At 40.3% G+C, this 23,583-nt stretch carries 28 protein-coding genes; 20 read left to right on the top strand and 8 right to left on the bottom strand.

Going from position 1 to position 23,583, the window contains the following annotated elements:
- Window positions 1-10 precede the first annotated feature (10 nt).
- On the bottom strand, window positions 11-811 hold the full coding sequence (locus H9648_RS02995; protein ID WP_191752333.1) for a serine/threonine protein kinase: 801 nt from the start codon (window positions 809-811) through the stop codon (window positions 11-13).
- 22 nt (window positions 812-833) lie between these two features.
- Window positions 834-1,019 carry a hypothetical protein gene (locus H9648_RS02990; RefSeq protein ID WP_137791648.1) on the bottom strand — a complete coding sequence of 62 codons (186 nt, stop codon included), beginning with the start codon at window positions 1,017-1,019 and terminating at the stop codon, window positions 834-836.
- 242 nt (window positions 1,020-1,261) lie between these two features.
- Between H9648_RS02990 and H9648_RS02985 the strand changes: the two genes are divergently transcribed.
- Entirely contained in the window at window positions 1,262-1,492 is a 231-nt protein-coding gene (locus H9648_RS02985; RefSeq protein ID WP_186320436.1) for a DUF2198 family protein, read from the top strand.
- A 16-nt stretch (window positions 1,493-1,508) separates the two neighbouring features.
- Here the strand turns inward: H9648_RS02985 and H9648_RS02980 are convergent, their stop codons facing one another.
- The gene (locus tag H9648_RS02980) at window positions 1,509-2,381 is read right to left on the bottom strand and encodes a sulfite exporter TauE/SafE family protein (protein ID WP_191752331.1); all 873 of its coding nucleotides are present in this window, start codon (window positions 2,379-2,381) and stop codon (window positions 1,509-1,511) included.
- A gap of 255 nt (window positions 2,382-2,636) precedes the next feature.
- Between H9648_RS02980 and uvrB the strand changes: the two genes are divergently transcribed.
- The gene (uvrB, locus tag H9648_RS02975; RefSeq protein WP_191752666.1) at window positions 2,637-4,613 is read left to right on the top strand and encodes an excinuclease ABC subunit UvrB; all 1,977 of its coding nucleotides are present in this window, start codon (window positions 2,637-2,639) and stop codon (window positions 4,611-4,613) included.
- A 6-nt stretch (window positions 4,614-4,619) separates the two neighbouring features.
- A complete protein-coding gene (uvrA, locus tag H9648_RS02970) occupies window positions 4,620-7,490 on the top strand; it encodes an excinuclease ABC subunit UvrA (protein WP_191752329.1) in 2,871 nt (956 codons plus the stop codon).
- On the opposite strand, the gene H9648_RS21055 is transcribed toward uvrA, so the two are convergent.
- From H9648_RS21055 to H9648_RS02955, 3 genes are all read right to left on the bottom strand, one after another.
- Window positions 7,431-7,691 carry a response regulator transcription factor gene (locus H9648_RS21055; RefSeq protein ID WP_191752665.1) on the bottom strand — a complete coding sequence of 87 codons (261 nt, stop codon included), beginning with the start codon at window positions 7,689-7,691 and terminating at the stop codon, window positions 7,431-7,433. The two genes, uvrA and H9648_RS21055, sit on opposite strands and share 60 nt — an antisense overlap.
- Before the next feature lie 95 nt (window positions 7,692-7,786).
- Window positions 7,787-7,990, bottom strand: a complete 204-nt coding sequence (locus tag H9648_RS02960; protein WP_191752327.1) for a hypothetical protein — start codon at window positions 7,988-7,990, stop codon at window positions 7,787-7,789.
- A 103-nt stretch (window positions 7,991-8,093) separates the two neighbouring features.
- A complete protein-coding gene (locus tag H9648_RS02955; RefSeq protein ID WP_191752325.1) occupies window positions 8,094-8,294 on the bottom strand; it encodes a hypothetical protein in 201 nt (66 codons plus the stop codon).
- Between the two features lie 173 nt (window positions 8,295-8,467).
- Between H9648_RS02955 and H9648_RS02950 the strand changes: the two genes are divergently transcribed.
- The 4 genes from H9648_RS02950 to H9648_RS02935 all read left to right on the top strand — a co-directional run bounded on the left by H9648_RS02950 (window position 8,468) and on the right by H9648_RS02935 (window position 10,518).
- A complete protein-coding gene (locus tag H9648_RS02950) occupies window positions 8,468-8,770 on the top strand; it encodes a DUF4870 domain-containing protein (RefSeq protein WP_191752323.1) in 303 nt (100 codons plus the stop codon).
- A gap of 92 nt (window positions 8,771-8,862) precedes the next feature.
- Complete coding sequence (locus H9648_RS02945; protein ID WP_191752322.1) at window positions 8,863-9,942, top strand: DUF4097 family beta strand repeat-containing protein; 1,080 nt, start codon at window positions 8,863-8,865, stop codon at window positions 9,940-9,942.
- 14 nt (window positions 9,943-9,956) lie between these two features.
- Window positions 9,957-10,145: a PspC domain-containing protein gene (locus tag H9648_RS02940; protein WP_137791660.1), complete on the top strand. Its 189-nt coding sequence runs from the start codon at window positions 9,957-9,959 to the stop codon at window positions 10,143-10,145.
- A gap of 1 nt (window position 10,146) precedes the next feature.
- Entirely contained in the window at window positions 10,147-10,518 is a 372-nt protein-coding gene (locus tag H9648_RS02935; RefSeq protein ID WP_191752320.1) for a phage holin family protein, read from the top strand.
- Window positions 10,519-11,081: 563 nt separating this feature from the next.
- Here the strand turns inward: H9648_RS02935 and H9648_RS02930 are convergent.
- Window positions 11,082-11,933: a vanadium-dependent haloperoxidase gene (locus H9648_RS02930; RefSeq protein WP_191752318.1), complete on the bottom strand. Its 852-nt coding sequence runs from the start codon at window positions 11,931-11,933 to the stop codon at window positions 11,082-11,084.
- Between the two features lie 608 nt (window positions 11,934-12,541).
- Between H9648_RS02930 and H9648_RS02925 the strand changes: the two genes are divergently transcribed.
- The 13 genes from H9648_RS02925 to H9648_RS02865 all read left to right on the top strand — a co-directional run bounded on the left by H9648_RS02925 (window position 12,542) and on the right by H9648_RS02865 (window position 22,159).
- On the top strand, window positions 12,542-13,042 hold the full coding sequence (locus H9648_RS02925; protein ID WP_191752316.1) for a cytoplasmic protein: 501 nt from the start codon (window positions 12,542-12,544) through the stop codon (window positions 13,040-13,042).
- 73 nt (window positions 13,043-13,115) lie between these two features.
- On the top strand, window positions 13,116-13,622 hold the full coding sequence (locus H9648_RS02920; RefSeq protein WP_191752313.1) for a GNAT family N-acetyltransferase: 507 nt from the start codon (window positions 13,116-13,118) through the stop codon (window positions 13,620-13,622).
- A 75-nt stretch (window positions 13,623-13,697) separates the two neighbouring features.
- Complete coding sequence (gene hprK, locus H9648_RS02915; RefSeq protein ID WP_144698052.1) at window positions 13,698-14,633, top strand: HPr(Ser) kinase/phosphatase; 936 nt, start codon at window positions 13,698-13,700, stop codon at window positions 14,631-14,633.
- Between the two features lie 22 nt (window positions 14,634-14,655).
- Window positions 14,656-15,471, top strand: a complete 816-nt coding sequence (gene lgt, locus H9648_RS02910) for a prolipoprotein diacylglyceryl transferase (RefSeq protein WP_191752311.1) — start codon at window positions 14,656-14,658, stop codon at window positions 15,469-15,471.
- Between the two features lie 16 nt (window positions 15,472-15,487).
- Complete coding sequence (locus H9648_RS02905) at window positions 15,488-16,456, top strand: nucleoside recognition domain-containing protein (protein ID WP_191752309.1); 969 nt, start codon at window positions 15,488-15,490, stop codon at window positions 16,454-16,456.
- On the top strand, window positions 16,431-17,072 hold the full coding sequence (gene ppaX, locus H9648_RS02900; RefSeq protein ID WP_191752306.1) for a pyrophosphatase PpaX: 642 nt from the start codon (window positions 16,431-16,433) through the stop codon (window positions 17,070-17,072). The genes H9648_RS02905 and ppaX overlap by 26 nt, the downstream gene beginning before the upstream one ends.
- On the top strand, window positions 17,073-17,585 hold the full coding sequence (locus H9648_RS02895) for an acyltransferase (protein ID WP_191752304.1): 513 nt from the start codon (window positions 17,073-17,075) through the stop codon (window positions 17,583-17,585). It abuts the gene before it with no gap.
- An 89-nt stretch (window positions 17,586-17,674) separates the two neighbouring features.
- The gene (locus H9648_RS02890) at window positions 17,675-18,265 is read left to right on the top strand and encodes a hypothetical protein (RefSeq protein WP_191752302.1); all 591 of its coding nucleotides are present in this window, start codon (window positions 17,675-17,677) and stop codon (window positions 18,263-18,265) included.
- A 410-nt stretch (window positions 18,266-18,675) separates the two neighbouring features.
- Entirely contained in the window at window positions 18,676-20,145 is a 1,470-nt protein-coding gene (gene putP, locus H9648_RS02885) for a sodium/proline symporter PutP (protein WP_191752300.1), read from the top strand.
- An 88-nt stretch (window positions 20,146-20,233) separates the two neighbouring features.
- Window positions 20,234-20,677, top strand: a complete 444-nt coding sequence (locus H9648_RS02880) for a GNAT family N-acetyltransferase (protein ID WP_191752298.1) — start codon at window positions 20,234-20,236, stop codon at window positions 20,675-20,677.
- Between the two features lie 69 nt (window positions 20,678-20,746).
- On the top strand, window positions 20,747-21,055 hold the full coding sequence (locus H9648_RS02875; RefSeq protein ID WP_191752296.1) for a hypothetical protein: 309 nt from the start codon (window positions 20,747-20,749) through the stop codon (window positions 21,053-21,055).
- A gap of 76 nt (window positions 21,056-21,131) precedes the next feature.
- Window positions 21,132-21,593: an SRPBCC family protein gene (locus H9648_RS02870; protein ID WP_191752294.1), complete on the top strand. Its 462-nt coding sequence runs from the start codon at window positions 21,132-21,134 to the stop codon at window positions 21,591-21,593.
- 23 nt (window positions 21,594-21,616) lie between these two features.
- A complete protein-coding gene (locus H9648_RS02865; RefSeq protein ID WP_191752292.1) occupies window positions 21,617-22,159 on the top strand; it encodes a histidine phosphatase family protein in 543 nt (180 codons plus the stop codon).
- Between the two features lie 215 nt (window positions 22,160-22,374).
- Here H9648_RS02865 and H9648_RS02860 read toward each other — a convergent pair whose 3' ends face one another.
- A complete protein-coding gene (locus H9648_RS02860) occupies window positions 22,375-23,397 on the bottom strand; it encodes a TlpA disulfide reductase family protein (protein ID WP_191752291.1) in 1,023 nt (340 codons plus the stop codon).
- Between the last annotated feature and the right edge of the window lie 186 nt (window positions 23,398-23,583).

Raw genomic sequence — 23,583 nt, 5'->3', positions numbered from 1 at the left:
CCGAGCTTTTTTATATGGAGCGCAATGCTTTTTGAACGTCAATGGCCGAATGAAACGGCTCGTCAAGTTGTAGCATTCTCCGAAGAATTGATTTAAAAGGAAGTGATATTTCTAATTCCTCTTCCCAGCTCAACTCTTTTTTTGACTGAGGCACGTAAGAAGAGTATAGAAGAAAGAGTGCAAAATGACCGAGAGCAAACAAGTCGCTTTCCACTTTAACAGCCCGCATCCGAAGTTTCTCAGGATGATCATTCGAATCTTCAATCTCTTCGTGTTTGTCTAATAAATAACAAGCAAGTCCAAAATCAATCACGATCAGTTTGTTATCACGTTGTATGATATTTGGAATACGAAGATCTCGATGTATGATCCCTTTCTCGTGAAAGTGCTCAGTAATATTTAGAAGCTCTAGCAGAATCGCGATCGTTTCTTTTTCGTTATACGTTTGATTGTCACGAAAAATTAGATCTTCGAATGTTTCTCCCTTAATCCACTCCATAGCAATAAAGTGACTCTGTTCATCTTGAAAGGTATTCAATAGCTTCGGAACCGGGTGATGTTGCAATGCCTCTAAAATCTGAGACTCTCTTTGGAAAGAGAAAAGCCCTGCTGTGGTTTTGGCTTTTGTGTGCCTCAGCTGTTTTAAGACGATAATCTCTTCTGTATGCCGATCAAGTGCTAAATACGTAATGCCGTAGCTACCCATTCCCAGAACTTCTTGAATTCGATATCGCTCATGAATGAGATGCCCAGCTTTAAAAGGTCTGTCCCATAACGTTCTTTGCAGACCTTTCCAAAGTTCAGTTATCATGTTGGTTTTATCTTAACGCAGATTAGGAGCTAAAGAAGCTGCTTCTCTTTTTCTTTTTATAATGCTTGTGTCCATATCCACCATAATGCTTCTTGCCAAAATCACTGCTGCTGTATTTCTTGTAGCTTTTTTTATATTTGTAGCCAGAGCTGCTGTACCTTTTATGGCTGCTGTGTCCTAATAGTGATTTTAATAGTTTCTTTAACATGAAAAATCATCTCCTTTGAAGATACTTGTTAAATCTTATTCGTCCTTTTTAAGCATTATCCTACTGTACGTACTTTTAAACAGAAAGTTTCAAAGAGAAGGGGTCTGACCCCACACAATTTATTTCCCGCAACAATTTCCTTGTTTTTGTCTAGAGAGTTTTGTTAAATTTAGAGAGGTATATTAGAACGTTTCCAAAAATGATGTTTTTTGATGTGTTCAAGGAGAGGGGTTCTTCGTTTCATGTTGGAGTATAGTGTTGCAGCTTTATTACCTTTATGTTTGCAGCTGCTTTTTAATAGAGTATTGTTTACTAAATACTTACCTTTAGGGATTACGATCGTTATTATGATTTTTGGTTTTGATGGTTTGAATCAACCGTTGCCTCTGCAAATCGTGGCTGTAGTTTCTACGATTGTTGGCTTTTTTCTTGGTCTTAAAATTTATAACAAACAAAAAAGAAAAGTAAAATAAAAGAAAGACGTCACCTTCATGAGGTAGACGTCTTTCTTTTTGTATGATTAATGGTTTCTTTTAAGAAAAGTACGAGCATGGTTAACACATAAAGTGTAATGATGCCAAGGCCAGCTTTATCTAAGTGAACAAGCTTAAGAATTACAGAACTTAAGATCGTGATGTATAACGCACCTAAATATTTTTGAATCTGTTCACTGGAATAGATGGTTGTAAGTTTGGCTCCTAGCTGAGTACCCACAAGGGCGCCTAATATAAGTAGAAGACCAAGTTTATAATCAATCTGAACACTTGATGCGTACGTTAAAAAACCAGCACTTACAATGAAAAAAATACTGACTAAGCTCGTCCCAACAGCTTTTCTAGAAGGAAACTTCATTAAAGAAATGAGCATTGGAACCATTACAAATCCTCCGCCGACGCCTAATGTAGTAGAAATGAATCCTCCTGTAAATCCAATGAAGACTGCTTTTGGCCAAGAGAAGTGAATCGTAGTAGTGCTTTGCACTGTATTCTTGCGTTTTGTTTGCTTATAAAGCAGGGAAAGAGCAAAGTAGGCAAGAAGAACAATATAAAATATAGGAATGATCGTTTCGTCATAACCCATCTTCTCTAACCAAACAACCAGTGGATGAGCGATTTGTGTTGCTCCAATCCCTACAATCCCTAGAGCAGCAGCCGGTTTCCATAGAATGTTCTTAAATCTAAGATGCGCAGCAACTCCTGAAACACTTGTCCCGATAGAGTACATGAGACTTGTTCCAATCGCAGACAGAGGCGGAAGGCCGAAAAGAATTAGGACGGGTGTAAGAATAAATCCGCCGCCAATTCCGAAAATGCCTGAAAAGATGCCGATGCATAAACCAAGCAGTATATAAAAAAACTCCATTTTAAAACTCCTTTAAGGGGACACACCTTATACAATTTTTATGAAAATCATGGTATTGCTAGCGGGAAATGGGGTCAGACCCCAAACAATTTATTTCCCATCTTGCGCCTACCTTTGAGTATACCACTTTACTTTCTTTCCAGAAACTTCTGCGAATATTTGTTCGTAATTATTAGGTTTTTGGATATGGCCTGTGCTATAATTTGAGTAACCAGAATTTAGGAACGGAGGTTCGGTTTTGTGAGTCAAAGTCAAATGTTCGAAATCAAATCAAACTATGAGCCACAAGGAGATCAGCCCGCAGCGATCAAACATCTTGTGAACAATATAAACGCAGGAAAAAAGAGTATGACCCTGCTTGGTGCGACCGGAACAGGGAAGACGTTTACGGTATCCAATGTTATTCAGGAAGTAAACAAACCGACTCTTGTTATAGCTCATAACAAAACATTAGCCGGACAGCTTTATAGTGAGTTAAAAGAATTTTTCCCGAACAACGCAGTTGAATATTTTGTTTCATATTACGATTATTATCAGCCAGAAGCATACATCGCACATTCTGATACGTATATCGAAAAAGATGCAAGTATTAATGATGAGATCGATAAACTTCGCCACTCGGCTACCTCATCACTTTTTGAACGAAAAGACGTTATTATTGTGGCCAGTGTATCGTGTATTTATGGTCTAGGTTCACCTGAAGAGTATAAAGACATGGTGATCTCCTTAAGAGAAGGAATGGAGAAAGACCGTGACCAGCTTTTACGTGATCTTGTAGATGTTCAATACAACCGCAATGATATTAACTTTACTCGTGGTACGTTCCGAGTTAGAGGAGATGTCGTGGAAATCTTCCCAGCCTCACGCGACGAGCATTGTCTTCGCGTGGAGTTTTTTGGTGATGAGATCGATCGAATTACTGAAGTGGACGCACTCACAGGCGAAATTCTTGGTGAACGTACTCACGTTGCCATTTTCCCGGCTTCCCACTTCGTAACACGTGAAGAGAAAATGAAAGTAGCGATCAAGCGCATTGAAGCTGAACTTGAAGATCGCCTAAAAGAATTGAATGAAGCCGGAAAACTATTAGAAGCACAGCGTCTCGAACAGCGTACAAGATACGACCTAGAGATGATGGCGGAAATGGGGTTCTGTTCAGGAATCGAGAACTATTCTGTTCACCTGACTCTAAGACCATTAGGTTCAACGCCTTACACACTTCTAGACTATTTTCCGGATGATTCACTGATCGTTATTGATGAGTCCCATGTTACTCTCCCGCAGATTCGTGGAATGTTTAATGGAGACCAAGCGAGAAAAGGAGTCCTTGTCGATCATGGATTCCGATTACCTTCCGCAAAAGATAACCGTCCGTTAACGTTCGATGAATTTGAGCGTTATACAAAGTTTCAGCACATTTACGTATCAGCAACTCCAGGTCCGTATGAGCTCGAACACGCACCTGATCCGGTTGAGCAGATTATTCGTCCAACAGGGCTCTTGGATCCTACACTAGAAGTTCGTCCGATGAAAGGTCAGATTGATGACTTACTAGGGGAGATCAACGAAAGAATCGAGAAAAACGAACGAGTTCTTGTTACGACATTAACGAAAAAGATGTCTGAAGATCTTACCGATTATTTTGTAGAACTCGGCATAAAAGTTCGATACCTGCATTCAGAGATTAAGACGCTAGAACGGATACAAATCATACGCGATCTACGTCTAGGTGTGTTTGATGTACTCGTCGGCATTAACTTGCTGCGGGAAGGGTTAGATCTTCCTGAAGTTTCTCTCGTTGCCATTTTAGACGCAGATAAAGAGGGCTTCTTACGTTCAGAGCGCTCGTTGATCCAAACGATTGGTCGTGCTGCGCGTAACTCAAACGGTCACGTTATTATGTATGGAGATAAGATTACAAAGTCCATGCAGATCGCGATTGATGAGACGCAGCGCAGACGACAGAAACAAATGGAACACAACGAAAAGCATGGAATCACGCCGACAACGATTAAAAAAGAAGTGCGTGATGTGATTCGTGCGACTCAAGCTGCCGAAGATACAGAAACGTATACAAATTCAAAAGCTCCTAAGCAAAAGATGAGCAAGAAAGATCGCGAAGCGTTTATCGAGCGTATGGAAAAAGAGATGAAGGATGCTGCAAAAAACCTTCAGTTCGAGCGTGCAGCAGAGCTTCGTGACCTCATTCTTGAGTTAAAAGCGGAAGGATGATAGCAGTTGGCTACCAATCAAAACATAGTTGTAAAGGGTGCTAGAGCCCATAATTTAAAGAATATAGATATTACGATACCACGTGATAAGCTGGTTGTTTTAACCGGCTTATCTGGGTCGGGTAAATCTTCACTTGCTTTCGATACCATTTATGCAGAAGGACAGAGACGTTACGTTGAATCGCTTTCAGCTTATGCCCGTCAGTTTCTTGGACAGATGGACAAGCCGGATGTGGATTCGATTGAGGGTCTGTCACCTGCTATTTCGATCGATCAAAAAACAACAAGCCGTAACCCTCGCTCAACAGTAGGTACGGTTACAGAAATCTATGACTATCTTCGTCTTCTATTCGCACGTATCGGTCGACCGGTATGTCCTGTTCATAACGTGGAAATCACTTCCCAAACGATTGAACAGATGGTCGACCGAATCTTAGAATATCCTGAGCGTACAAAACTTCAAATTTTAGCACCTGTTGTTTCCGGTAGAAAAGGAGAACATGTTAAAGCGCTTGAAGATATTAAGAAACAAGGGTATGTTCGTGTTCGAATCGACGGAGAGATGCGTGAAATCTCTGAGGAAATTAAGCTTGAGAAAAATAAAAAACATACGATTGAAATCGTGATCGACCGTATCGTCGTAAAAGAAGGAGTCGCTACTCGTCTAGCTGACTCTCTTGAGGCGGCACTCAACCTTGGTGGAGGAAGTGTTGTCGTCGATGTTATGGAAGAAGAGGAACTTTTATTCTCGCAAAACCATGCTTGTCCTCATTGTGGATTTTCAATTGGTGAATTAGAGCCACGTTTGTTTTCCTTTAACAGTCCATTCGGGGCGTGCTCTTCGTGTGATGGTTTAGGAGTAAAACTCGAAGTAGATCCAGAGCTTGTTATTCCAGACTGGAGTCGTACTTTACGAGACAACGCCATCGCTCCTTGGGAACCGATCAGTTCGCAATATTATCCACAGCTTCTTGAAAGTATCTGTAACCACTTTGGTATCGATATGGATGTACCCGTTGAATCTCTGCCAAAAGAGCAGATGGATAAAATATTGAACGGAAGTAAGGAATACCTTACATTCACGTACAAAAATGATTTTGGTCAAATACGTAAAAATGAGATTCAGTTTGAAGGGGTATTAGGCAACATTCAGCGCAGATACCGTGAAACGAGTTCAGATTATATTCGTGAGCAGATGGAAGGATATATGGCACAAAAGCCATGTCCAACATGTAAAGGGCATCGTCTGAAAAAAGAAGCTCTTTCTGTTTTGATCAACGGGAGGCATATCGGTGAAACGACTGCTCTTTCCATTACAGAAGCAAGAGAATTCTTCGATAACCTTAATCTGACGAATAAAGAACGTGCGATCGCGAAGCTGATTCTCCGCGAGATCGTGGATCGTTCAGGTTTCTTGATCAATGTTGGACTAGACTATTTAACGCTAAGCCGAGCTGCTGGGACGCTATCTGGTGGTGAAGCACAGCGTATTCGTCTTGCGACTCAAGTGGGGTCACGTTTGATGGGCGTTCTTTATATTCTTGATGAGCCGTCAATCGGCCTTCATCAGAGAGATAATGACCGTCTGATTCGTACACTCGAAGAAATGCGTTCTCTTGGAAATACGTTGATCGTCGTTGAGCATGACGAAGATACGATGCTAGCAGCAGATTATGTCATCGATATCGGTCCTGGTGCCGGAGCGCATGGTGGTGTGATCACATCACAAGGTACACCACAAGAGATTATGGAAGACCCAGCCTCACTGACTGGGCAATATTTGTCTGGTAAGAAGTTTATTCCTCTTCCAAAAGAAAGACGTAAGCCAGATGGAAGATATATTGAAGTAAAAGGTGCAACAGAAAACAACTTAAAGAACGTTTCTGCTAAGATTCCATTAGGGTTGTTTACAGGAGTGACAGGTGTATCGGGATCTGGAAAGAGTACGCTTGTTAATGAAATCCTGCATAAAGCTCTTGCACAAAAGCTGCACCGTGCAAAGGACAAGCCTGGTGCCCATAAGTCAATGAAGGGTCTTGAACATATCGATAAAGTTATTGATATCGACCAGTCTCCAATAGGCAGAACGCCACGATCGAATCCCGCGACATATACCGGAGTATTTGATGATATTCGTGATGTGTTTGCATCAACGAATGAAGCGAAAGTTCGTGGATATAAAAAAGGTCGTTTCTCCTTCAACGTTAAAGGTGGACGTTGTGAAGCATGCCGTGGGGATGGAATCATTAAGATTGAGATGCACTTCTTGCCAGATGTATATGTACCATGTGAAGTTTGTCATGGTAAACGATATAACAGAGAAACGCTAGAAGTGAAGTATAAAGGGAAAAACATCGCTGACATCTTAGATATGACGGTGGAAGATTCTGTTGAGTTCTTTGCTAATATCCCTAAGATCAATCGAAAGCTTCAGACTATTCTTGATGTAGGTCTTGGTTATATTAAGCTTGGTCAATCGGCTACTACTCTTTCTGGAGGAGAAGCACAGCGTGTGAAGCTTGCGTCACAGCTTCATAAGCGTTCTACAGGGAAAACCATCTACATTCTAGATGAACCTACAACTGGTCTTCACGTAGATGATATTTCTCGTTTACTTGTCGTTCTTCAAAGACTTGTAGATAACGGAGATTCTGTACTTGTTATTGAGCATAATCTTGATGTCATCAAGCAGTGTGATCATTTAGTCGATCTTGGACCTGAAGGTGGGGATAAGGGCGGTATGATCGTTGGTACTGGTACGCCAGAGGAGTTAGCTGAAATCGAAGGTTCTCACACCGGCCGTTATCTTGCTCCAATCTTAAAACGTGATAGAAAACGTATGACTGGAAAGATTAAAGAAAAAGAAACGATTAAATAACAAAGGATAAAAAAAGGACGGTGAATGAAACGTCCTTTTTTTTTGATCTTGATTGGAGAGTAAGGTATTCAAACCTTTTATCCAACCATGCTGATAGGCTCTGATTACAGCTGTCGTTCGATCTTTTACATCTAACTTTCTCAGGAGAGAGGCGACATGATTCTTAATCGTATTCTCACTAAGAAAAATAGACTGAGAAATTTCCCTGGGTAGGCGTTTCTATAAAATGGTGAAGGAAGAAAGCGAAAAAAATACACCTTTTCGTTTTAAGAAAAGATGCATTAGAATATTAAGTTTTATTTATACTTTTCCTCTGAAGAAGAAGAGTTTTTTGTAGCTTTCTTATCCTTTTCTTCACGCTTTTCTTGCTTAAGATCTTCCATCGGAATGGGATCAACATTTTGTTCACTCTCAAATTTATCAAACAAGCTTTGTTGATCTGTTTTGTATTGTTCAGGATTGTCCATTTTGCCTTTTTGCTTCTTTTTAACATCAGCCATAATAAATCACTCCTGTCTTGGTTATATATCCATTCCTTTTTTACGGTTTTGTTAAACAAATCTCCTCAAAACGACAATTTTCGTATAAAATAGATAGGTGTTTTTATTTCCATATCTTAGAAAGAATTTTATAGAGTACATAGTTGATCACAATTACGATGAATGACCCGAAAATGCCAGCGAGAATTCGATCATTTACGGTAAGTTCCATAGCATCTTCAGTCATAACGCCGAATATAATGCTAGTGATCATGAGTATAGCTAATACGATAAAAAGAATTTTTAATGTTCGAATCTGTTTCAATGGTGGTTGCTCCCTTGGGTGTTTTTGTCATTATGATACGGAATTTTAGAAGTTATGTCGAATGGCTATAGAGATAAAGGAAGATTGTTAAAAGGGTCGAAGTAAAAAAGGCACGTGCCTTTTGCTTGCAGTCCCGTTTGTTATAGTTTTATTAAAGCAGGAGGTCTTGTTTCATGAAGGAAGGCTCAAAAAAAGCTATTTCTGCACTATGTTATTTTAGTCTGTTTTTTGCACCATTTTTATTTCCGATCGCTGTATATCTTATCACAGATGAGCCTGAAGTGATGGAGCACGCAAAAAGATCATTTTTGTCCCATCTATTTCCCATTATCGCTGTTCCATTAGGTATTATTATCATTTTTGAAACGCAATATCATCTAGTCGCTATTATTATAAGTGCACTCATTTTTGGATCGCTGACATTAATTGTGATGATCTGGAATATTGTTAAAGGGATAAAGGTAATTGTTTCATAAACTAAATTTTGTACAAGTAATACCGGAAAGTCTCAGTCATCTTAGAATCAGCCGACGCCGGTGACGGAACCCCAAAAAGGAGGCGTCAATGTATGGAAGAACGCAAAATGATTTTAAACATGCTGAACGAAGGTAAGATCTCTGTTGAAGAAGCGGAGAAACTTTTGTATGCCCTTAATGATAAGAAGAAGCTGCAGCTGAGCTCGATTGGTTCTCTCAATCTTAAAAAGAAAGCTATGAATGGTGCCACCGCTGTTAAACTGCCGACTTCCGGTTATAAAGTGGCAAAGTTTTTTGACCGTGTTGTAAAGCGTATTAAAACGGTTGACTTTGACTTGAATTTCGGACCTTCTGAACCTGTTCATTATGTCTTTCAAGATAGTCATGTCATGTTTCAGGCAATGGATGTTGAAGTATACAACGGTTCAGTAACGGTCGTTCCATGGGATCGAAAAGACGTGCAAGTAGAGTGCGATGCACATGTTTATAAAGTGCCAGAAGGGTCTTCGGCGAAAACGAAATTTAGAAATGAAACGTTCTATGATTGTGATGCCACTAAGATGCGCTTCTATTCTAGAAATAAGCATCAAAAGGTAAACGCAATAATCTCTATTCCAAGAGAAGCTTATGATGAGATAAAGATCACAACGTTCAACGGTCCTGTAAAAATAAGTGAATCTCATGCAAAAACACTGACAGTTAAAACGACTGTAGGTGCGATTGCGATGAATCACTGTACGGGAGAGAACGTTAAAGCATCCGCTGCTAATGGCTCATTAACGCTTAACGATTGTCAGTTTAAAGACGTAGAAGCAGAAACGATGAACGGACCTGTACGCCTTTCTGTAGATGCTTCACAAGTCCGGTCAGAAACCATAAATGGTTCGATCTACTGCCGTTTTGCTTCAGCGGTTGAAGGGTATGCATCTTTTAAGACGGTGACGGGAAAAATAGAAACAGAATTCCCAGAAACAGTAGAGCTTGATGCCGTTCTTAAAACGATCGTTGGCGGATTTGTTTGTGATTTTGAATCTGTTGAGGTCCGAGAAGAAAAGAAAGAAGTGACTCGAAAGTTTCTTTCTTTTATTGCGAACGGAGGTAAGAGCTGGCCGTCTTTTAAATTGGAGGCGGAGGCAAAAACAGGCTCTGTTGTGGTGTTAAAAGCGAAATAGAGGTGACTTACATCATGAAAAAACTTAAAAGATCAAACGATGCTAAAATTTCCGGAGTTTGCGGTGGAATTGCAGAGTATATGAATGTTGATCCTACGGTTGTAAGATTAGGAACAGTAGCACTTGCTCTGTTTACTGCGGTTATTCCAGTTGGTTTAGCTTACATTATCGCACTAGCTGTCATGCCAGAGGATGGCGTATAAAATGATGAGCTGGTTCGCTTCTTTATTAATTAATACGATTGCGCTAATGGTAGTAGCCGGTTACTTTGATGCTTTTCATATTGAAAACATCAGTGCTGCTTTACTAGCTAGCGTTTTGTTATCACTTTTTAATGTTTTCCTAAAACCTCTTCTAATTCTGTTAACACTGCCTGTAACCATTTTCTCTCTCGGTTTATTTTTAATCGTGATCAACGCAGCACTTTTATCGTTAACAGCGGAATTGATGGGTAGCTCGTTTAATATTGATGGATTCGGAATGGCATTACTTGCTGCAGTCATTATTTCACTTCTCAATATGTTCCTGACGAATTTTGTTTTGGAGCCTTTAAGAAAGAAGCGGAAGAGAAACTAGTGGCAGTTCGATCATTCATACAAAGTTTGAAAAAAGCGGTGGATTTTCATAGCGGGTTCTCTTTTGGAGGAGAAAATCGTAATTCCAAAGCCATTTAGCAGGTGGAATAGTACTATAAACGGATATGTAAATGACATAAAAACGACCAGATCTTTTTCTGGTCGTTTACTTTTTCCCCTTATTAAGTAATCGCCGTTTGTGGAATCACTCATTACAGGAACTATCCTAATACTGATACAAATTACTTAAATTAAGACTCTTCCATTTCAAAGAGAAGGGTGCATTTCTTATATTAGAAATGCACCCTGAAATGAAACCTTCTATTAGCTAGGTTTGTTCAATAGGAATGGGAGTCTCCCTTATTTAAGAATTTTGTTACCAAGCGTAAGAATCAGAGTTATCTCATCGATTGTTATCGGAGTGGGGCGATCAAAATTAAATTATTAGCTAGTATTTTAACGTGACTTACTTTTAGTTTTTTTGAATTAAAATGTTGTTATCAAATAGGGAAGCAAACTATATTTATCTCATTTTAAGCTCAATATTTTTTATTCTTCTAACGTTTAGCGTTTTTTTTCAGAGATTTGATCAATAACAAGTGATGAACATTTTGTATCAAAATCAAAAGGAATGGCTTGAACATATGAAGGGGGGAACAATTTTGCATTCCGATGTTCCGTATAAGGATTATCAATATATTTTCCTTTTGCATCCCGTTCTTGGCATAATTGATTTATCACAATCTTACCAATCTGTCTTCCAAGGCGCAGTCCTTCTTCATTATCCACGTTAAAATGAACCCCTGCGTATAGACGTGATAATGCATCTTCTTCAGCTAGTTGATGCAGACCTTCTCTTTCTGTAGGGAAGAAATAGCTTAAGATAACTTCCGCTGTACCGGATAATACGGAGTGGCCTGAAGGATAAGCAGGGAAATTAGGGGTGCAGACGATAGTCGCGAGCTTAGGGTCAAACTGATTGGGACGAGGAACAAGCGCTAGATATTTTAAATACCAGGTGACAACAAGTGCATCATTCATTCCGGCACTTAAAGCTGCAAGGATACGAGCTGCATATGGCGGTGTCACATTATAAGTGTCAATTAAGATATCGGCAATGGGAGTCCATTGCTTACTCGGAGGACCTTCTGCCCAAAACTTTGCGATCCTAATCTGTTCTTTAGTTATATGTCCTACAATTCTTTGAACCTGTTTTAATTCTTTTTTCCAATCAATCGTCCGGGGATCTTTTAACTTTAATTTAATCGGCTCGCCATCCAAAGTAGTAAATCCATGCTTTTCCTGTTTTAAGTAGTTCAAAGGCCATGAACCAGCATAGGGATTTACAGGATTTTTTGGCGGGTGATCTTGTCCTGCATAAGGCAGTTTTGTCCACAGAGGGTAATTATATCGCATATATTTTTTTTGCCTCTTTCTCTTATTTTGTTAATTTTAATAATGTATGGTGGAGAAAAATTCATGCTTGGACAAGTGTCCTTCTAATAAGCCCAATTCAAAAAGAAAGGGCACATTTCTTATTACAGAAATACACCCGATTACTGAAAATAAAAGCTAAAAGTTTTTCTTATTATTATTTATCTCAACTAATTCTTTTTCAATCTCTTCATTTGATAAAATGAACACCGACCGCCCCGCGGAAACCATGTATCCTGGAGCGGAAATCCCCCAAAAAGATTCAATTAGTTTCCATATTTTATACTTTATAGTAATATTAAGGTATTCTGTTTGAAAGAAAGGACCTAACGTGACCTGTATGCCAACATTTAATCTGTAATGGAAAACAATTTAGATCGCTTCTCAACCGTTAAGAAACAACGTGTTTCTGACCTCGGGAGAAGTCTGTCTACACCCCATTACAGAGGAAATACAGCGAACTGCAGTCCGTTATAACGGGTAACATTGCGTTCAAAGCTCTCCTTGTATGAGGAGAGCTTTTTTACGTTCTGCAAGAAATCAAATAGAAGTTGTATTTCTTCACTACTACATTCAGAGGTGAAGAAAAAATGCAGATCCAACAATTTGCTTTAGCACTTAATCAACAAATGAGAGCGGACACGGTAAAAAAACAGTGCAAAATGTGCGGTAAAGTTACCACATTTGCAGATACGACCATACGCAGACACAACGCAAATGGAAAGAACATCTATCAGTTTGCGATTTATAAATGTCCGAAATATCATTCTTGGAACAAAAAGCTCAACATCTATAAATCGTTCACAGAGCATGTCGATCCCCTATCGATCATTCCTACATCATTTATAGAGGTAGAGCCAGGTAAGAAGATTACTTCCATGAAGAGAGGGGATTCTTCATGCGAAATCAAGATAACATCAGTTAACGGGGATTTTCGGATTGATCGTACACTTGCAGATCACCTTGAAGGGTGGAGCAGAACAGAGATTGCTCAAAACATAAAAACAGGCAAGATTCTGTTAAACGATTGTTTAACAAAACCAAGTCAAAAGCTCTCCGTTCATGATAAAATTTTTATAGATGTAAAATAAGGACAATAACCATTTCAGCCGTTTGCTTCGAACTCGATCAAACGGCATTTTTATTTAGAAGGAGCTGAAGGTCTTGCAAACGGAAAGATTGAAATTCCGACCGTATACGACTGAGGATTTTTCGTTTTTTGCATCATTATGGGCAGATCCTGATGTCGTTCAATTCATCGGAAAAGGGGTAACTCGTTCAGAAGAAGAAGCTCGGAAAAGCTTTGAAGAATGGCTTCTTCCTGGATATCGTGAGGGCAGAGGATTGTTTCTGATCGAACATAGAGAAAGTCTAGTTCCAATCGGTCACGCAGGTATTGTGCAGCAAACGATCGATGGAAAAAAAGAATTCGAGATCGGCTATTGGTTGGCGAAGGAATATTGGGGAAGCGGCTACGCAACAGAGGCTGCGGTTCACTTCAAAAATTATGCTGTTCAGGAATTACGAATCTCGCGTTTAATCTGCTTAATTCATCGGAAAAATAATAAATCAATTTCTGTTGCCTCTCGAATAGGGATGACCCTCCATAAAGAAACAACGTTTAATACGATACCTGTTGATGTTTACAGTTGGGAGGAAAGTGAGAAATAAGCTCATAGTAGTCTTTGGTTAATCCATGGTTGAAGTGATACAATAGAATCATTGAAAAATGTCGAGGAGGACCCAATGGCTAAGGTACATATTCATGAACTCATAAAGAAATTTCATCTAGAGCTTGTTAGTGGTGAAGAAGGGATTCACCGCACGATTCGAACGAGCGACATCTCACGGCCTGGTCTAGAGATGGCTGGTTATTTTACCTTTTATCCAGGTGAGCGACTACAGCTTCTTGGGAAAACAGAGCTTTCGTTTATTTCAGAGCTCGATCCTGACACACGCATGGAGCGTTTAACAGCACTTTGCACAGATGAGACACCAGGAATTATCGTTTCTAGAGACATCGAAGTGCCTAAAGAACTGCTTAAAGCTTCTCATAAAAGCGGAGTGCCGATCATGCGTTCACCCGTTACGACAACGCGTTTATCTAGTCGTATCACGAATTATTTAGAGAGTCGTTTAGCGCCAACGACTGCTAAACATGGTGTATTAGTAGATATTTATGGGATCGGTGTTTTGATCACAGGTAACTCTGGTGTCGGGAAAAGTGAGACAGCGCTTGAACTCGTAAAGCGAGGGCACCGGTTAGTAGCGGATGATTCTGTAGAGATCAGACAGGAAGATGAAGATACGCTTATCGGCAGCGCACCTGAACTCATACAGCATCTGCTTGAAATTCGAGGTCTTGGCATCATCAACGTGATGACGTTGTTCGGTGCTGGAGCGATTCGCAACTATAAAAAGATCTCAATCGTTATGAATCTGGAAGCTTGGGATTCTAAAAAAGTCTATGACCGCTTAGGCTTAGAAGAAGAGACAACAAAGATCATTGACACGGAGATACCGATCTTAACGATTCCTGTTCGTCCCGGACGAAACTTAGCGGTCATTATTGAAGTCGCAGCGATGAACTTCCGTTTGAAGAGAATGGGCATGAATGCCGCACAACAATTCTCAGATCGTTTGACTGATGTAATTGAAGCTGGAGATGAAGAAGACCTATAAGAATGTGAAGGAAGTGTAGACTGTGGAAGAAACGATTCAACCTCTAAATCGTGTAGCACTCGAGTTAGGGCCGCTCACGATCTATTGGTACGGACTAATTATTGGGTTTGGTGCGATGCTTGGCCTTTGGCTTGCGGTTAGAGAATCAGAGAGACGCGGGCTTGCTAAGGATACGTTCGTTGATGTAGTAATGATTGCAGTGCCAGTGGCCATTTTATGTGCAAGGCTTTATTATGTAGCGTTTGAATGGGATTTTTATAAAGACCATCCAGGAAAGATTCTCGCTGTTTGGGAAGGCGGTATTGCGATTCATGGTGCTCTGATCGGTTCCTTCTTAACAGCACTCGTTTTTTCAAGAGTAAAGAAGATCTCGTTCTGGAAGCTTGTTGATATCGCAGCGCCTAGCATCTTACTCGGTCAGGCGATCGGACGCTGGGGCAACTTCATGAACCAAGAAGCTCATGGCGGGGAAGTGACACGAAACTTTTTGGAATCACTCATGCTGCCCGACTTTATTATTAATCAGATGTATATTGACGGCACTTATTATCATCCAACTTTTCTCTATGAATCACTTTGGAGTTTCATAGGTGTTATCGTCTTGCTTTATTTGCGCCGCGTTAACCTTCACAGAGGTGAATTGTTCTTAACATATATCATCTGGTATTCGATCGGACGTTTCTTTGTAGAAGGTCTTCGTACGGACAGCTTGATCGTTTGGGGAACTTCTCTTCGTATCGCACAAGTCGTCAGTTTGATCTGGATTGCAGCAGCGGTGATCATCTGGATCTATAGAAGAAAAGCAGGATTGGCTAAACAACGATATCTAGAAAGTTAAAGGAGGCGAATGAAAAGTGGAAACGTTAAAAAAAGGCACACTTGCAGGCTTAAAAACCACTTGGACGCTAGGGAAGATCATTTTTCCTGTCACTTTACTCATCACGTTGCTGAGTCACACACCGGTGTTAGATTGGCTAATCTCTGTTTTAGCACCAGCCATGAAATGGATCGGACTTCCTGGGGAAGCGGCGATTCCGCTTGTTCTCGGTAATTTTCTGAATCTATATGCAGGAATCGGGGGGATTCTGACTCTCGATTCTTTAACGGTGCAAGATGTGTTTATACTCGCTGTTATGCTTTCTTTTTCTCACAACCTATTTATTGAGTCTGGTGTAGCCGCGAGTGTGGGCATCAAATTATGGGTAATTCTACTTGTCAGAATTGGCTTGGCACTCTTTTCTGCATTTATGATCAATCTTTTATGGGATGGCGGAACAGAAAAAGCACAATATGGTTTTATCTCAAAGCCCGAAGCAGCTCCGAACGGCTGGGGAGAGATCACGCTCACCGCTTTAGAAAAAGCGTCACTTGGTATTCTGCAACTCGCACTTATCGTCATACCGCTCATGATCATCATGCAATTTATGAAGGACAAAGGATGGCTGAACAAGTTTTCGAACTGGATGGCACCAGCTATGAAACTTCTTGGAATGAAAGAGAATACGTCCATGACGATGGCAGCTGGTCTTACGATCGGTCTTGCATACGGTGCAGGTGTGATGATGCAGGCGGCGAAAGAGGATGGCGTCTCAAAGAAAGATCTGTATCTAGCTTTTATCTTTCTCGTAAGCTGCCATGCTGTTGTTGAGGATACACTTGTTTTTGTACCATTAGGAATTCCGGTTCTGCCGCTGTTGATCATTCGAGTAGTGACAGCGATCGTTCTCACCGTATTAGTAGCATACGTATGGAACAAGCTTGAACGGAAAAATCGTTTAACAGGAAAGGAACGACAACATGAAACGCAACACCATACTATTTGATCTAGACGGAACATTAATCAATACGAACGAACTGATCATCGCTTCTTTTCTTTACACATTGGATAAACATTTTCCAGAACAATACAATCGTGAGAGTATCTTGCCGTTTATGGGGATGCCGCTCATTGAGACGATGGAGCAGTTCGATAAAGAAAAAGTATCAGACTTAGTTCAAACATACCGTGAACATAACATCTCACATCATGACGAACTTGTTACAGAGTTTGAAGGAGTTTTCGAAACGGTAGAAGAATTGTATAAAAAGGGCTATAAACTGGGCATCGTAACTACAAAAATGAGAAATACAGTCGAGATGGGTTTACGCCTTGTTGGTCTTGATAAGTTCTTTCAAACGGTTGTTACGCTGGATGACGTGAAAAACGCGAAGCCAGATCCAGAGCCTGTTCAAAAAGCGCTAGCCTTGCTTGGATCGACCCCAGATCAAGCGATCATGGTGGGTGACAGCAAGTACGATATTCTTGCAGGGCAGAACGCTGGCACACAAACGGCTGGTGTAGCTTGGACGATCCGAGGCAACGATTATTTGCAGCAGTTTAATCCAGACTTCATGCTGAATGAAATGACGGATTTGCTGGATGTTTTAGGAGAGAGATAATTGCGAAATACTGAGCGTTATCCGGTAAAAGGAAGAAACTCGTTGTACCAGGTGTATGACACCGTTCCGTTCTGGAAAGTGGTAAAGAATTTCATTGCCATACAAGTGGCTAGATACACACCATTCTTACCGATGAAAAATTGGATCTACCGTACCTTTTTGAAGATGAAGGTCGGTGAGGGCACAGCATTTGCGTTGATGGTCATGCCAGACATCATGTATCCGGAACGCATATCAGTAGGGAAGAACTGTGTGATCGGCTATAATACAACGATATTAGCTCATGAATATCTAATAAAAGAATACCGTTTGGGTGACGTAATCGTGGGCGATGAAGTGATGATCGGTGCGAACTCTACGATCCTCCCAGGCGTTACGATCGGTGACGGTGCGATCGTATCAGCTGGAACGCTCGTCCACAAAAATGTCCCGGAAGGATCTTTCGTTGGTGGTAATCCGATGCAGGTCATCTACACGAAAGAAGAAATTCTTAAGAGGGAAATGGAAAGCTAGAAATTTGTCGTAAGTTCCCCTCTTGGGTTTTCTTGTTTTTCGTCGTATACTTAAAACAAGCAAAAAAGCGAAAGCTGGAGGCGCATACTATGAGAAGGAAATCATTCTCGATCGTATTTATGAAAAACACGTTTAAAATTGGACACCTCGTTGAAGACAACTGTCAGTCTCAGCATGCACCGAAAGCAGCTCATCCTCAAAATAAGGCCGAACAATTGGCTGCTCGAGACACCTACCGTTTCCGGACTGCTGTGTCAAAAATGAAAGGTCATGGCCTTGTTAAGCATTACGAACTTCAAAGCAAACGTGCAAAGCTGGTTTTTTATGGCGATTATTCTACCTACAAACGTAACGTACCTCATATTGCGTTTACACGCGAACATTTTCAACACTACTTTGGAACTGAAGATTTAATCTGTGAATTTCTCCTTGATACTTCTATTTATTTATTTAAAGAACTCCATTTTTTAGAAGAGGTCCAACTGGATATTCCGAGTCATGGCAAGATGTATACGGTCGAACTGACACGACAGGAATTCGATGTGTATATGAAGTGTGATCTGGCCGAAATGAAAGATGGTCATCACCATAGGTTCTTCTACATCTACCGAGACGAAGAGCTGGATCTATTTACTAATCAATTTGTAAAGGTCAAACGTTTAAGACGAAAAAAATTATAAAGTAGTTAAAAACTGGCGCCCAATCGTCTTATGAATGGGTACCAGTTTTTTTGTTGTGTGAAGGGAGTGGGGACAGCGAGTATGAGGATTAGGGGCTAGTGACACACAGCGAAATTTGTCGAGAATTGCAGACTCGTGGATAAATAACTAAAACTCGTGGATTTAGGACCAAAACTCGTGGATAAATAGCCAAAACTTCTGGATTGAAGGCAGAAACTTCTGGATTGATAAGTCCTTTTGTGCCATGCCACCTTGTTTTGGCAGCTAACAAGCTCCAATATTAGAAGTCTTCCAAAAAAAATCTATTCCTTTTGTCGAAAAATGTCTTTATAATAAAAATGTTCCTTTTTTAAATTTTAAAAATATTGAAAGCGTTTTTACAACAAGAAGAGGCAGGAGGAAAACTGAATATGGAATATGGAGTTATTTTTTCAATTAGTGTGTACATGATTGGAATGGTGCTGATTGGGCTTTATGCGTATCGAAAGACCGATAACCTTACCGATTACATGCTTGGCGGAAGAAATCTTGGACCAGCTGTTACTGCACTAAGTGCGGGTGCATCAGATATGAGCGGATGGCTGTTGATGGGACTTCCGGGTGCGATGTACGTATCTGGTTTAAGTGCCGGATGGATCGTGATTGGACTGTGTGCAGGAGCGTATCTGAACTGGCTTTTTGTAGCACCGCGTTTACGAACGTATACGGAAGTAGCGAACAATTCGATTACGATTCCAGATTATTTTGAGAACCGATTCAAAGATACTTCTCGCATACTGCGTATTACGTCAGCGTTAGTTATCGTGATTTTCTTTACGTTCTATTCATCATCAGGAATGGTTGCTGGCGGACAATTGTTCGAGACAGCGTTTGGTCTGAATTATATGTGGGGAATCTTGCTTACAGCTGGAGTAGTTATTATTTATACATTATTCGGCGGTTTCTTAGCGGTAAGTTATACAGATTTCGTACAAGGAGCGATCATGTTTGTAGCGTTGATTCTTGTACCATTCGTTGCGATTCTAAAAGTTGGCGGATGGGATGCTTCGTTTAACGAGATCGAAAGCATCAGTCCGACTCTGCTTGATGCCTTTACGGGGACAAGCTTGATCGGTATTATCTCCTTATTAGCATGGGGATTAGGATACTTCGGCCAGCCGCATATCATCGTTCGTTTTATGGCGATCTCGTCTGTAAAAGAGATGAAGAGAGCAAGACGAATCGGAATGGGCTGGATGGTCTTCTCCATCATTGGAGCGATGTTCACAGGTCTTGTTGGGATTGCTTATTTCAACCAAGCAGGTGCTCCACTAGGGGAAGCAAAAGCTGAAACGGTATTTATCCTATTATCTGAAGTATTGTTCCACCCGATCATCACAGGATTCTTGCTTGCTGCGATCTTAGCGGCAGTTATGAGTACGATCTCATCTCAGTTGCTCGTAACATCTAGTGCTCTAACAGAAGACTTTTACAAAGCATTCGTAAAACGTTCTGCATCTGATAAGGAACTCGTGTTAGTAGGGCGTTTGGCAGTTTTTGCTGTAGCAGTTATTGCATTTGTGATGGCTCTAAATCCGAGTGAAACGATCTTAAATCTTGTAGGTTATGCTTGGGCTGGGTTTGGTGCAGCATTCGGCCCGGTTGTATTGCTGAGTCTGTATTGGAAGAGAATGACAAAATGGTCTGCTTTTGCGGGTATCGTTGTAGGAGCTGTTACTGTTATCGTTTGGGAACTCATTCCGGCTATGGCTGATGTATATGAGATCATTCCTGGATTCATCGCATGTACACTAACGATTGTAGTAGTTAGCTTAATGACAAAAGAACCAAGTGCAAGTATTCAAGAAGAGTTTGAAGAAACGAAAAGATTAGTAAGTTAATAGTGAGGATATGGACTGACCAATAGCAGACTCTATGCAATTGGTCAGTTTTTTTTAGAATAAAGTTACTGATAGAGGAGGACGCAGAATGGAATTCATGATCCTTGAAGGAATACCAGAGGAAGATCCATTGAAGGAAATCCTTCGGCTACATGAGATAATCTTTGGTGCAGCAAATGAAGATCTCCATTTTAATATGAAATTAAAGAACAAACTAACGATCGTTACAGCTATTCATCATTCAAAGGTAGTTGGTTATAAAATCGGCTATGAAATCGATCATAACACTTATTATAGCTGGCTAGGCGGAGTCGATCCCGTTTATAGGGGGCAAGGAGTAGCTTCGAAGTTAATGAAACAACAGCATGAGTATCTGAAGATGAAAGGGTATTCTGTTGTTCGAACCAAAACGATGAATAAGTGGCGCGACATGTTGCTGTTAAATATTAAAAATGGGTTTGATGTGAAGGAAACGTATACGAATAAAAATGGGTTACATAAAATTGTACTCGAAAAAAAGTTATGTGATTAAACAATTGTTTAAAAGGATTCACTCTCGATACCAGCCTCCGCATATGATGGTATAAGCGGGGTGACGGATATGAGGATAAAAGATAGAGTGAAGCTTTGGTTCTTAGGGTCGCTTTATCCGGAAAATTCATTACAACCGATTGACAGCACAGAGCAGTTTGTTCGTGAACTGAATAAGGGCTGCCCGGTAATCTTTACGTTAAGAGATGTTTACGGATTGATTTTATTCGATAAAGATGAACAGCTCGGAACACTGTATATAAAAGATGTGTTCGGAATCACGGAAGACTATAGAAACTATTATTCAATACTTGAGTTGCTCTCGTTCTACAGTGAGCATGTTAGGGAAGGAATTTTATTCTATGCAGAGAATAATTAAATAATCATATTCTGTTGGACACCTCATTACTTGAGGTGTTGTTTTATTACATCCTTAGAAAGTGAGTCATCGTTATATGCCTATTATTATACATCGAGAATTTGTACATGCTTCTGCAGAAGTCTGCTTTGATCTTGCGCGAAACGTAGATATACATACTGAAACGACCTCTCATACAAGAGAAAGAGCGGTGGCCGGAGTAACGTCTGGTTATATGGAAAAGGGCGATCATGTAACGTGGGAGGCCGTTCATCTTGGCGTAAAACAAAGGCTGACTGCAAAAATTATTGAGATGGAGAGGCCGCATATGTTTGTAGATGTGATGGTGAAAGGTGCTTTCCATTCATTCGAACATACCCATACTTTCGAACCGAAGAAGAACGGCACCATTATGGTGGATCACTTTCATTATACATCTCCGTTTGGCGTGATTGGAAGGTTAGCAGATTGGTTGTTCCTAGAAAAGTACATGACGAATTTTTTAGTAGGACGGGCGAGAGCGCTAAAAGAAATCGCAGAAAATAAGCACCACACATAAAAGAGAGAAAGCGGTGATCAGTGATGAAGATAGGAATGGTACGTCATTTCAAAGTCAAACGAGGCTATCCGACTGAAAAATGGATCACACCCTCTGAATTTGATCAGTGGCTGAAAGAATACGAAGCTTCTGATGTAGAAGAAACAGACGTTGACCTTGGCGGAATCAATTGGAACACTTGCTATTCGAGCACCGTTCGTCGTGCAGAATATACAGCAGGGAAGATTTATAGAGGGGATTTGATCAGAACGGATGATCTTCGAGAGATTCCTGTCTATCCATTTTTTAAAAGAGACATTAAGATTCCGATGATTCTATATCCCCTTTGCATCCGAACAGCATGGTTCTTTAACCACAAATCACAGCTTGAGCGTAGAACGGATGTAGAAATGCGTGTTTCAAAGATCGTTGACCGCATATTAGAAGAAAATAAAGAAAATGCACTAATCGTAAGTCATGGTGGACTCATGATGTTCATGAGAAAAGAACTGATTCGCAGAGGATTTAAGGGACCAAGATTAGGCAGACCCGAAAACGCGAAGCTCTATTTGTTTGAGAAGATGTAAGGAGCTGTCGAGGTGTGTCGAAAATCGGATAAATAATTTTATCCGTGAAATTATTGATGCTATCCGTGAATATAATGGTCATTACCGTGAATAAAAAAGAGATTACCGTGAAATTCTTCACTTTCATACCTATGCATAGAAAAAAACTGGCTTACAACCCTATACAGACAGGGGGGATAGCCAGTTTTTTCCGTATACAGATTATTTAGTTACGATTATTGAGCGTTCTTATAAAATTCTTCCATCATATCGTAGCTCATCGGGCCGATATGTTTTTGCTCGATGATGCCCCTTTTATTAATAATAAAAGTGGTCGGAATCGTGACCGTTTTGTACGTATTTCCGACTTTACCGTCTGGATCTAATAAAACCGGAAAGTTTAACTTGTACGATTGCGCAAACTTTTTCACTTCTTTTTCAGAATCGCTGTCTGTTAAGTTTACAGCTAAGATTTCTACTTTCTTAGAAGAGTGGTCTCTATAGAAACGTACCATTTCAGGCATTTCTGCACGACAAGGCGGACACCATGTTGCCCAAAGGTTAACGAAAACGACCTTTCCTTTAAGATCTGATAGCTTAACGGTTTCGCCTTCAATCGTTTTTAATTCAAAATTCGGTGCTCGGTCACCTTTTTTGATACCATAGGATGCTGCCTCTACAGCTTCTTTACTTGTTTTTTGTCCACTGAGCGGGGAGTTTGTTAGTACGGAAAAGAAGAGTGCAGTGACTAACATAGACAGAACGGTTTTTCTAATCTCAAACGAACCCTTGGTATATAGATAGATCGACAGGATGGAAAAGAACAATGAGATCAACCCATCTGCGAAGAGGGTGGTTGACGCAAAATGTGCACCATAATAAGCGGTGAAGAAAAGAGTTAGACCTAATATTCCGATATAAAACACCCGAGTTCTATCAAGCTCACGTTTTCCTGAAGCCCTTAGAACGTAAAGGATTGAAAAGATGATCCCGAGTACGATTCCTGTTTCTCCTCCATTAAAGTACAAGATGCTTAACGGATGTTCAACGATCAATTGGGGATGCAGAATAGCATAACTGAACTTCCAAACCAATAGAAAAATTCCCACCGCATTACTCAATACGTCTAAAAGCTGCTTTTTGTCCGGTTCTTCTTTCACTTTCACATACAATATGCCATACGCGATCAATGCAGATCCTAAAATCGCTAACCAAACCATCTTTATTGGAAAAGATCCGATCGTTATATAATCCTCCATCAATACACCCACCTTAAACTTGTCCTCTATTCTAAACTTTATCAAACTTTAGCCTTTTTTATTCCTAATTTGCTTGTTTCCTATAAAAAACCAGTGAAGGATTACTCCCTGCACTGGTCCTATACTACATTTACTACATTTCTTTTTTACATACTTCTGTGGCTTTTGAATTTTTTTACTTCTTTG

Origin of the sequence: Fictibacillus norfolkensis, assembly GCF_014836645.1 — a bacterium.
Classification (GTDB): domain Bacteria; phylum Bacillota; class Bacilli; order Bacillales; family Fictibacillaceae; genus Fictibacillus; species Fictibacillus norfolkensis.
This window is presented reverse-complemented; position numbering and strand designations above follow the sequence as displayed.

What these genes read in the sequence shown, in the direction of transcription:
- H9648_RS02995 (WP_191752333.1), bottom strand. Translation starts at nt 811, where the DNA reads ATGATAACTGAACTTTGGAAAGGTCTGCAAAGAACGTTATGGGACAGA.
- H9648_RS02990 (WP_137791648.1), bottom strand. Translation starts at nt 1,019, where the DNA reads ATGTTAAAGAAACTATTAAAATCACTATTAGGACACAGCAGCCATAAA.
- H9648_RS02985 (WP_186320436.1), top strand. Translation starts at nt 1,262, where the DNA reads ATGTTGGAGTATAGTGTTGCAGCTTTATTACCTTTATGTTTGCAGCTG.
- H9648_RS02980 (WP_191752331.1), bottom strand. Translation starts at nt 2,381, where the DNA reads ATGGAGTTTTTTTATATACTGCTTGGTTTATGCATCGGCATCTTTTCA.
- uvrB (WP_191752666.1), top strand. Translation starts at nt 2,637, where the DNA reads ATGTTCGAAATCAAATCAAACTATGAGCCACAAGGAGATCAGCCCGCA.
- H9648_RS02960 (WP_191752327.1), bottom strand. Translation starts at nt 7,990, where the DNA reads ATGGCTGATGTTAAAAAGAAGCAAAAAGGCAAAATGGACAATCCTGAA.
- H9648_RS02950 (WP_191752323.1), top strand. Translation starts at nt 8,468, where the DNA reads ATGAAGGAAGGCTCAAAAAAAGCTATTTCTGCACTATGTTATTTTAGT.
- H9648_RS02945 (WP_191752322.1), top strand. Translation starts at nt 8,863, where the DNA reads ATGGAAGAACGCAAAATGATTTTAAACATGCTGAACGAAGGTAAGATC.
- H9648_RS02940 (WP_137791660.1), top strand. Translation starts at nt 9,957, where the DNA reads ATGAAAAAACTTAAAAGATCAAACGATGCTAAAATTTCCGGAGTTTGC.
- H9648_RS02935 (WP_191752320.1), top strand. Translation starts at nt 10,147, where the DNA reads ATGATGAGCTGGTTCGCTTCTTTATTAATTAATACGATTGCGCTAATG.
- H9648_RS02930 (WP_191752318.1), bottom strand. Translation starts at nt 11,933, where the DNA reads ATGCGATATAATTACCCTCTGTGGACAAAACTGCCTTATGCAGGACAA.
- H9648_RS02925 (WP_191752316.1), top strand. Translation starts at nt 12,542, where the DNA reads ATGCAGATCCAACAATTTGCTTTAGCACTTAATCAACAAATGAGAGCG.
- hprK (WP_144698052.1), top strand. Translation starts at nt 13,698, where the DNA reads ATGGCTAAGGTACATATTCATGAACTCATAAAGAAATTTCATCTAGAG.
- ppaX (WP_191752306.1), top strand. Translation starts at nt 16,431, where the DNA reads ATGAAACGCAACACCATACTATTTGATCTAGACGGAACATTAATCAAT.
- H9648_RS02890 (WP_191752302.1), top strand. Translation starts at nt 17,675, where the DNA reads ATGAGAAGGAAATCATTCTCGATCGTATTTATGAAAAACACGTTTAAA.
- putP (WP_191752300.1), top strand. Translation starts at nt 18,676, where the DNA reads ATGGAATATGGAGTTATTTTTTCAATTAGTGTGTACATGATTGGAATG.
- H9648_RS02880 (WP_191752298.1), top strand. Translation starts at nt 20,234, where the DNA reads ATGGAATTCATGATCCTTGAAGGAATACCAGAGGAAGATCCATTGAAG.
- H9648_RS02875 (WP_191752296.1), top strand. Translation starts at nt 20,747, where the DNA reads ATGAGGATAAAAGATAGAGTGAAGCTTTGGTTCTTAGGGTCGCTTTAT.
- H9648_RS02870 (WP_191752294.1), top strand. Translation starts at nt 21,132, where the DNA reads ATGCCTATTATTATACATCGAGAATTTGTACATGCTTCTGCAGAAGTC.
- H9648_RS02865 (WP_191752292.1), top strand. Translation starts at nt 21,617, where the DNA reads ATGAAGATAGGAATGGTACGTCATTTCAAAGTCAAACGAGGCTATCCG.
- H9648_RS02860 (WP_191752291.1), bottom strand. Translation starts at nt 23,397, where the DNA reads ATGGAGGATTATATAACGATCGGATCTTTTCCAATAAAGATGGTTTGG.